4 protein-coding genes and 1 pseudogene are annotated in these 8,903 nt (G+C 47.4%); 3 read left to right on the forward strand and 2 right to left on the reverse strand.

Annotation, left to right across the window (positions count from 1 at the left end):
- Positions 1-1,869 (forward strand): UvrD-helicase domain-containing protein, encoded by a 1,869-nt coding sequence (locus OGY01_RS17365; RefSeq protein WP_045405073.1) that lies wholly within the window; start codon positions 1-3, stop codon positions 1,867-1,869.
- A 563-nt stretch (positions 1,870-2,432) separates the two neighbouring features.
- Here OGY01_RS17365 and OGY01_RS17370 read toward each other — a convergent pair.
- Positions 2,433-5,006 carry a DEAD/DEAH box helicase gene (locus OGY01_RS17370; RefSeq protein ID WP_045405077.1) on the reverse strand — a complete coding sequence of 858 codons (2,574 nt, stop codon included), beginning with the start codon at positions 5,004-5,006 and terminating at the stop codon, positions 2,433-2,435.
- Positions 5,003-7,147 carry a site-specific DNA-methyltransferase gene (locus tag OGY01_RS17375; protein ID WP_045405079.1) on the reverse strand — a complete coding sequence of 715 codons (2,145 nt, stop codon included), beginning with the start codon at positions 7,145-7,147 and terminating at the stop codon, positions 5,003-5,005. The genes OGY01_RS17370 and OGY01_RS17375 overlap by 4 nt, the downstream gene beginning before the upstream one ends.
- A gap of 373 nt (positions 7,148-7,520) precedes the next feature.
- Between OGY01_RS17375 and OGY01_RS17380 the strand changes: the two are divergent.
- Together OGY01_RS17380 and OGY01_RS17385 are read left to right on the forward strand one after the other, a co-directional pair.
- A pseudogene (locus OGY01_RS17380) lies at positions 7,521-7,751 on the forward strand (IS3 family transposase); the annotation flags it as partial.
- 68 nt (positions 7,752-7,819) lie between these two features.
- Positions 7,820-8,800 carry an IS5-like element ISKpn26 family transposase gene (locus tag OGY01_RS17385; RefSeq protein WP_000019445.1) on the forward strand — a complete coding sequence of 327 codons (981 nt, stop codon included), beginning with the start codon at positions 7,820-7,822 and terminating at the stop codon, positions 8,798-8,800.
- Positions 8,801-8,903: the final 103 nt, after the last annotated feature.

The raw sequence follows: 8,903 nt of genomic DNA on the forward strand, positions 1-8,903 counted from the left end.
ATGGAGACACCATCCACGAACGAACCTGTGGTAGAAGAGCTTTTCAGTTATCTTGATCTGGAGAATCCCAGAAGTTTTCTGCTTTTTGCCGGTGCGGGATCTGGAAAAACCCGTACGTTGGTCAGTGTGCTGGAGAAAATGAAACAAAGGTATTCTTCGGAGCTGTCTAGATGCGGAAAAAGAATAGGCATTATTACGTTTACAAATGCAGCCTGCGAGGAAGTACAACGGCGATTATTTTTTGATGCCAATTTCATGGTTTCAACCATACACAGTTTTTGCTGGGACTTGATCAACCCATTTACATCAGATATAAAGTTATGGCTTAAAAATGAACTCGAGAAGAGTATTGAACAACTCACCCGCGACATTGAAAAAAGCAGAAAACCTGATGGTATTACGGCGCAAAGAAACAGACGGAGTTTAGCCAGCAAAACGAAACGGCTGCAATACCTCGATAAAATTCAAAAATTCAGCTATTCCCCTACAAGCAACAGGCCTGAAAAAGGGGCGTTAAATCATAGTGAAGTGATCAACGTCACCGCTTATCTCCTCCAAAATGAAGCTCTACTCAGAGAGATTTTATTTAGCAGATTCCCAGTGCTTTTGATTGATGAAAGCCAAGACACGAATAAATATCTTATCGAATCGTTAATTATGACACAGCAGGAGCATCCCACCAAATTCTGCATTGGATTGTTCGGCGATATGATGCAGCAGATATTCAGCGGGGGAAAATCCGACTTAGCCTCTCCTCTACCCCCTGGATGGGAGTCACCAGAGATAATAATTAATCACCGTTCACCAGTGAGAATTGTCACTTTGATTAACTCCATCAGGCAATTCAATGATGCATATATTCAGGAGCCGCGCCCTGACGCCCAGCCTGGAACTGCGCGCTTGTTTGTGGTTGACATGAACACCCACAAGGAAAGAGCCGATATTGAGCGTCAGGTCGCTGAATATATGGCTGAACAGGCGGCTGATACTGAATGGAATAACAAACAATCAGTCATGGTACTGACGCTTGAACACCATATGGCTGCCAGACGTGGTGAGTTCGAAAACTTCTTTCTGCCCCTTCTAGAGGTCGAAAGATTGGGTGATGCAGCAATCAATGGGGATAGTCAAGAGATAACATTCTTATCCTCACAACTATGGCCACTTATTGACGCAATTCGCAGTGATGATGATTTTAAAATTGCTACAATCATGCGTAAGTACTCCCCTGTTTTTTCGAGTTCGCGCCTCGAATATGCAGACGATCCACTATTGCTCTTCCGTGAAGCACAATGCCAAATAGACAAGATAAAAGTGCTTCTTGGCGAGAACTTGGCGTTCCCCATTCTAGAAGTGTGCAAACTGATTCATGAAGGGGAATTGCTGATCTTGCCTGAGGCTTTCCAGCTTCACCTAGCGCTGGTGCCACATAAGGATGATGAATCCACGGAGGAAGTGGACGTCAACAAAGAGCATGAAGCATGGAGCAGATCTTTGAGCGCATCCGTCCGTGAACTGGAAAATTATATTAGCTATATTTCATCTACATCTTCCTACGATACTCATCAGGGAGTGAAGGGACTGCAGTTTCCTCGAGTCATGGCTATTCTGGATGATGAAGAGGCCCGTGGATTCATGTTTAGTTACGATAAGCTACTGGGCGTCATACCGCACTCTAAAACGGATCAGGAAAACGAAAGTGCGGGGGGTGACTCTTCGCCTAAAAGATCGCGCCGCCTTTTTTATGTTATCTGCAGCAGGGCACAGGAGAGCCTCGCTGTCGTTGCATACACTAAAGCGCCCTATTTAGTTGAACGGACCGTAATTGAGTCAGGTTGGTTCGTAAAGGAAGAAATTATGCATATGTGAACGGGGCCATGTATGGTGAAGGATAATGAGGATGACTTTCCAAAGGAGCAGAATACCGCGATTGGGTACCGGTCAATTTAAAAAATCAGGCATATAGATTTATGGCAAGTTCTGTTTTGGTACAGTGGGGACACTCCAATATAATTGACAAGTGAAGCCACTACAATAGGTGGCTTTATTTATATTCATCGGGTAAGGATTGCTATCCTAAATAAATCTGGAAGCTATCAATATTGAATATATTAATAGGCAGGCTCAGTTCATTGTGTTAATTATTCTTTCAGCCAAATGTCCTCTTATGGCTGTGAGTTCAAATGATGCACGCAATACACTTATTGAACCGTTCTGCGGGTGATTCATAGTCTAGCGTTTTTCTCGGCCTTTCGTTGAGCTGAGCAGGATATGTAGATGCAGGCTGAATGGTATGCTTCCGTAATCGTAATTAATTGGATTATATGTCTGAATTTTATGAAAAATAACTTGATGAGGGGGCCGTGGATAGTATTTTTATAAAATGGCCTTTTACTTATAAAAGGCCATTCCGATCCCAGATTACCAATAGGTTACTGATAATAGCCAGCAAAATTGCTGCTGAATAATAATTCTGCATTTTCAGCTACAGCTATAGCATTTCGTACATCTTGCTGTTTCAAATCTAACACCCGTAATTTACCTTTTACTTCGGCGACGGATTCGATTCGCCTATAAGCATCAGGATGGTGTTCGGCATATAGCGCCAGTCCTTTCAGTTTAGGCAAGGCATCAGCCAGATGAAGGCCATGTGGATCTACCAGGTCCACAATCATTTCGCCATCCTGTTCGGCAAAGAATAGGAAATCGGGACGAACAATTTTGTATTGTTCGGCTTCAACATAAGCGATTCCTAGTGACGACTGCCCTGTGTATTGTGGATTTCGATACCAGAAAGCAAATCCTTCACGTTTGGTTTCGATCTCAAAAACCGTGGTTTCCCAATGGTTCAACTGAGCCGGATAATTCCCGTTTTCGTCACACAACAAATGGTGTTTCCAGACAGGAAGGTCGGTTTCCTTCTCACCTTCACGCGCCCTGGTCATTTCAAACTTGTTCTCCGGCTTGACCAGATCCACGTCCTGCGGTTCGGTACTCATTTCGGCGATTTGACGATAAGCCTCTCTACGCTCATCTTTCAAGGTCTTAATCTGCTGCGTGTACTCAGCCAGCCACGCCTTCGCCAGTTTATCAGCCTCGGCATCGAAGTAATCCTGCACCTCCATCACTAGCCCCAAACCAGCAACGGTCACACGAGCTTCCATGATTGCTTCCAAATACTCCTCAGCATCCTCTTCTCGATCCGCGACCTTATCGGCCAGATATTCGACATAGGTACGTGAAACATCTGGGCTGAAGATTCGGGCTGCGCGCCGGTAGGCGTCATCAATCACCGCTACGTCCGCCTCCTCCCAGAATTCGTTGAAGGTCATTGCTTTATTCTTCAGGCTGGCAACTACAGCTTTACCATCCACTACGAGCACTGCATTGCGCTTGTTTTTGATTTTTTCAGCATTTTCTGTTTGGAATTTGTCCAGGACAGCGTGCAAAGCAGCATGGGCTTTCCTGACTGCCCCATCAAGAATGCCGTCATCAACCAGTTCCTGTGCCAGCGCGGTCAGACGTCTGGCTGGTCTGGCTCCTTTCTGTGGTCGGGTTTGTGAAGGTAGCGCTTCAAATACTTCCCATACGGCAGCTGAAGCCGCCGGGTTAGGTTTCATCTCCACAGGGTTAACCAAGATACGTCCGCTCGGAGGGGATGTATCATCGCCCTTAAACAGGGTATTGACGACATCTCTCACTGTATTGGTATTAAACTTGGGCAACAGGCATTCGACAGAGTTTAAGCGCTCATTACCCGGAATACGTCTGGCCAGTGGAGTTCGTACCATACGCCCCAGTAATTGCGTAATATGCGTTTTGTCGCTGGCAGCGCGGAAGGAAACCATTACTTCGGCACGCGGGCAATCCCAGCCAGTGCTGATTGCATCTTTAGCAATCAGTACTCGCACCCAAGTTGATTCCTGCACCCGCTGCGGTTCAATATAATGTACCTGGTGTTGGCCGAAACGCTGTGTGGTATGTTCACCGAAAACATGAGCAACACTGTCAATGGGCAATTCGGGGTAGCGAGAGAATAGCGTATCCAGCCAACGCCCCACTTCGTTCGGGTCAGGCGTATTGGGTACCTGGAATACCATCAGCGGCACTACTTCGCGCGCAGTTTCCTGCTGTTTTGCATACTCTGCCCAGGCATCGGTCACTTCCCTGAGTCTGTCGGCAGCACGGCGTACCCATACAGTATCGAAGTCTCCGGCTTCATCCGGTACACCAAGAATGATATCGTCCTTGATAAGTCCCGATTCCTGCACTTTAGCTGAGTCAACCACCACGTTCGGCAGTTTGACATGATGACCGGCATTGGCAATAGCATTGTCGAAACGTTCAACTGTGGCAGAAATACCCCACACTACTGGAATACCTTTCACTCCAGCCGAACCATTGATTAGACGTTGCACAATAGTACTCTTAGCAGCTTCACTGGAAGCCGTTGACGAACCCATACCTCTGTGCGCTTCGTCAAGCACCAGATAGAGGGTTAGATCCGGGTCTTCAATGGTGTTCTGGATGGTATCCCATAGCGTATAAGCCTGTGCATCAGGAGCTGCTTCGAAGAGCCCGCCTTTATCATCGAACCCGCGTACCAGCAGGCTTTTTTTGCCAAACTTCTGCGTGTTAAGGAAATAGATTTTTCCAGCCTGAAATTTGCGCCGACTGAAAGGATGTTCAACCACAACCATATCGTTGTAGTTGATACGGTCACTGGCTTCCATCAAGCGAAAGCGGGTTTGCTCGTTCAGTGCAGGATCGTCACTGAACCAGATTACTACCGCGCCAGGATCGGCATCGAAATTAAACTCGTCGTCGCCATGAAACAATGCTTCAAACGCAGCGGCAGCCATGACGGTCTTACCCGCACCGGTCACAGCCGTTAAGGAGAAGGCGCTCTTGTCATTTTCGTTATGCCAGAAACGGCGAGCTTTTCTGAGATTCACCAGCGAATCACGTACAGCATCACGCTGGTAGTCTTTGAGAGTGAACTTCATTCTGTTAATTCCCCACTGGTGAAGCTGAAATTGGTCAGGTACGATTCATACAAACGTACCGGCTCAACACCTTTTGGCAGACGTCTGGTGACAGCTTGGAAGTGGCGGTCATCGTCAGTGACGATAAAGGCTACTCGTATGTCACTGGTTTGGCTAATGGCTTCAATGAAAGGCGTAGCCTGATCTACGACTGACAGCAGGCCATAGGTATCTGCCACCGCCCATCCTTCAAGAGGCAGTGTGTCAATACGTTTGCCGCGTGCCCCTGCGCGTAGCCAGAGTAACGGCGCAATTCGGGTATAAGCCAAGTTGTGACTAACTGATTTCTCAGCTTCGTAGGTTAGGGTAAAAAACTCAGCATTTTCCTCAATACCTTCAGAGATTGGGAATAAATCGGTAAATTTATAATCACCTTTAATCGGTTTACCATCGGGAGTCTTGCCTGTGATGGCAGCAAGCACACGTGGCTTGGTTATATAGTCACATATACCCCATTTTTCCCATTCGGGATCACCTGGTCGAAGGCCCTGTTCACGCAACAGTTTTTGTTCATCGGCCGCTACTTCGTTGTTAGTGACAGATATGCACTGACGGCAACCTCCGTCTTGCTTGTTCAGACGCATGACTGCGTGGGCAGTGGTTCCAGAACCACTGAAAAAGTCAAGCACTACTGCATTAGGATTATTTATTACAAAAAATCTGAGCGCATCTTCAACGGCGTAGAGTGATTTTGGGAATGGAAAGGTACGGCCCGGGAGCAAAGACCGAAGTAGATTTGAACCATGATGCCCTGCGCTATGACTAGAGACATTCCAAATAGTTGTTGGCCGGTATTCTGCTTGAGTAGTTTCCCCATTTTCATTTTCAGTTATGATAGAACCATCATAATTATGACCTATTACTTTATATTCTCCACTCGCAACTTTTGCTCTTTCACCAGCCTTAAGATATGCAATAGCAGTTTCTGTACCATTTGGCTTGCCTAATCGTGCATGGCCTTCAAGAATTAGATTACGTAATGCCTCTGGTCCTACTTGCCAGCGACCTTCTGAAGAATCTCTTCGCAGAGGCCATATGGCTACACAACCATCAGGAATACTGATAGATGATCTTTCAACATTTATAGCTATTGGATCACCAACGGAGTGGAATTTCGAGCAATCTGATGTCAAAAATATCGGGTAAAACATTTGAGGTCTAGCTTGGCGGGTAGCTTCAGTGCCCGTTCTTTTTAAACTAGCCCAATGAATAGACCCTCGCACAGTACTTGTTTCTTGCCCATTTGACCATTCTTCAGGAAGCCGCAGGGGCGTCACACTTGAATTACCAAAATAGACAAAATAAATGTATTCATCTGAGCGTTTGAACTGAGTTCCCCGAGTGCTACCTTGAGGGGATATAACGCTACTGACCATTTGAATTTTTGCATTTTGAAACGTTTGTTCAAGCAACAGCCCTAGCCGTAAATATTCTTTCTCATCAATAGTCACGATTAGCACTGAATTATCTGGGTTCAATAATTCTTGCGCAATAAGCAAACGACGTTCCATAAAAGCCAGCCACTTACTATGTCGATAAATATCGTCACCTTCGACATAATCGTTATTGTATTTCCAGTCTTTTGCTCCCGTGTTATATGGTGGGTCAATATAGATGACGTCTACCTTGCCCCTGTGCGTGTAGGTCAACGCTTTCAACACATGGTAGTTCTCGCCATTGATTACTGAATGGTAAGGTTTGTCACCACCACGCTGTACTTTTCCTGTACTGACCAGACCCGGCCAGATCGTGTCACGAAATTCAGCTATAACCACTAGGTCACTTAGCGTTACTGTCTGAGTCTCGACATCAGCTGCGCCCAGCAATTCTAGATCGGCTGTCTTCTTCGCTTTATGGATTGCTTTCACTTGCCACAATCGCTGGTCACCTTTCTTGGTGGAGCCACGTTCTGGCAAAATGCGCACTTTATCTCCCTTGCGCACTGGTCGCAATGGTAACTCTACGACTTCAGGGCTATGTCGCTCGAAATTCAGCCCGAAGGGAAGACGTGACGACAGGATCTTGATTTCTCGATCAAGATCAGCGCCCAGTTGCGGGTCTTTGGCCTTCGCTTTAGCTATTAAATCAGTCAGCCTGGACATATATTCCTTGTTTCTTATCAATTTTAAGCATTGTAGGTTCTTAACGTTCGGCTCTCAGGAAAGCCCAATACGTTGATTCACAGAAGGAATCAGAACGCTGAAAAATTGGCGGTAATATTAACACTATGCAATGAATTCGGCGATCCCAAAACCGAGAGTTTCGGGGGGGGGGGGCCTTTGGTTCTGGATACACATTCGGGTAATGGTGGTGTTCGACCTCTGCCATGTTCAAACTTTGGGGACAGCTGGTTATCCCAGTGTTTTGATGAAACAGTTGGACAGGTTTCGACGTCGGTTAACCAGCGAATCAATGTCAGGCCAAAGCGCCATTCTGACCACCAGCAATCGTGGATTCGCTTTCAGTGCCTGTCTTCTGTGGGGCATCATGACTGCTAAAGGCAACAGCTACGATAATGCCTGTGCAGAAGGAAAGCTTCTTTCATTCACTGAAGATGGAATGCGTGCACGGATAGCGCTTTGTCAGCCGTGAACTGATGCGAATGGCTGTGTTTAATTATATCTATTGTGATTACAAGAGCTGGCCTCGTCACAGTGCCTGTGGCGGTCTCAGCCCGGAACAGTTGAAAACCAGAACCTCGCTTAGGGAAGGTGCGAACAAGTTCCTGATATGAGATCATCATATTCATCCGGAGCGCATCCCAGAGGGACATCATGAGCCATCAACTCACCTTCGCCGATAGTGAATTCAGCACTAAGCGCCGTCAGACCCGAAAAGAGATTTTCCTCTCCCGCATGGAGCAGATTCTGCCATGGCAGAATATGACCGCTGTCATCGAGCCGTTTTATCCCAAGGCGGGCAATGGCCGACGGCCCTATCCGCTGGAGACCATGCTGCGTATTCACTGCATGCAGCATTGGTACAACCTGAGCGACGGTGCCATGGAAGATGCCCTGTACGAAATCGCCTCCATGCGCCTGTTTGCCCGATTATCCCTGGATAGCGCCCTGCCGGATCGCACCACCATCATGAATTTCCGCCACCTGCTCGAGCAGCATCAACTGGCCCGTCAATTGTTCAAGACCATCAATCGCTGGCTGGCCGAAGCAGGCGTCATGATGACCCAAGGCACTTTGGTGGATGCCACCATCATTGAGGCACCCAGCTCTACCAAGAACAAAGAGCAGCAACGCGATCCGGAGATGCATCAGACCAAGAAAGGCAATCAGTGGCACTTTGGCATGAAGGCCCACATTGGTGTCGATGCCAAGAGTGGCCTGACCCACAGCCTGGTCACCACCGCGGCCAACGAGCATGACCTCAATCAGCTGGGTAATCTGCTTCATGGAGAGGAGCAATTTGTCTCAGCCGATGCCGGCTACCAAGGAGCGCCACAGCGCGAGGAGCTGGCCGAGGTGGATGTGGACTGGCTGATCGCCGAGCGTCCCGGCAAGGTAAAAACCTTGAAGCAGCATCCGCGCAAGAACAAAACGGCCATCAACATCGAATACATGAAAGCCAGCATCCGTGCCAGGGTGGAGCACCCGTTTCGCATCATCAAGCGGCAGTTCGGCTTCGTGAAAGCCAGATACAAGGGGCTGCTGAAAAACGATAACCAACTGGCGATGTTATTCACCCTGGCCAACCTGTTTCGGGTGGACCAAATGATACGTCAGTGGGAGAGATCTCAGTAAAAACCGGAAATAACGCCAGAAATGGTGGAAAAAATAGCCTAAATAGGCTGATTCGATGTGTTTGCGGGAAAAAAATCGGCCCAGATCCGCGAAATTTTAATCA

The organism is Citrobacter sp. Cm038, assembly GCF_030333105.1.
GTDB classification, from domain to species: domain Bacteria; phylum Pseudomonadota; class Gammaproteobacteria; order Enterobacterales; family Enterobacteriaceae; genus Citrobacter; species Citrobacter murliniae.